Origin of the sequence: Labrys sp. KB_33_2 (assembly GCF_052114505.1) — a bacterium.
Lineage (GTDB): Bacteria > Pseudomonadota > Alphaproteobacteria > Rhizobiales > Labraceae > Labrys.
Genome location: NZ_JBFREW010000087.1, coordinates 1 through 533, shown reverse-complemented (window position 1 = coordinate 533; position 533 = coordinate 1). Strand labels below are relative to the sequence as shown.

Here is a 533-nt window from a genome sequence, read left to right as displayed (position 1 = left end):
TATTAAGACATCGGATTTACGATCGGCTCGAAGAGAGACTTCAGGGGAGATTCATCGTCTCCATTGGCAAAATGACGTTGCGGCAGGGCCGGAGTTCTTTTGTGATTCGAGTGCAACGGTGACATGGTAGCCGGCCGGACAGATCGGGTGATCACCCCGACGACGCGAAGCTCCACCCAGATCATGGAGTGCCACGATTGCGGGCTGCTGCATGACGTGCCGCCGCTCAAGGACGGCATGCGSGCGCGCTGCTCGCGCTGCGGCGCCACGATGGAGCATTATCGCGCCATCTCGCTGAGTCACGCCTACGCCTATAGCTGGGCCGGTGCCATCTGCTTCGCCATGGCCAATTTCCTGCCCTTCATCAAGCTCGAAATATCCGGGCGCGCGCAGGTGGCCAGCCTCGTCACCGGCATCAAGGCGCTCTACGACCAGGGATTGTGGGAACTGGGAATCGTCGTCGCCTTCACCATGCTGGTGGCGCCGGGCCTGCAGATTCTCGCCCGCCTCACGGTSCTGACCGGGCTGAGGAT

General features: G+C 61.4%; 1 protein-coding gene. It reads left to right on the top strand.

The window, feature by feature from the left end; translation table 11 throughout:
* Positions 1-147: 147 nt before the first annotated feature.
* Positions 148-533, top strand: a 386-nt coding sequence (locus AB4037_RS34660) for a paraquat-inducible protein A (protein WP_441774689.1), incomplete at its 3' end; no start/stop codon positions are given.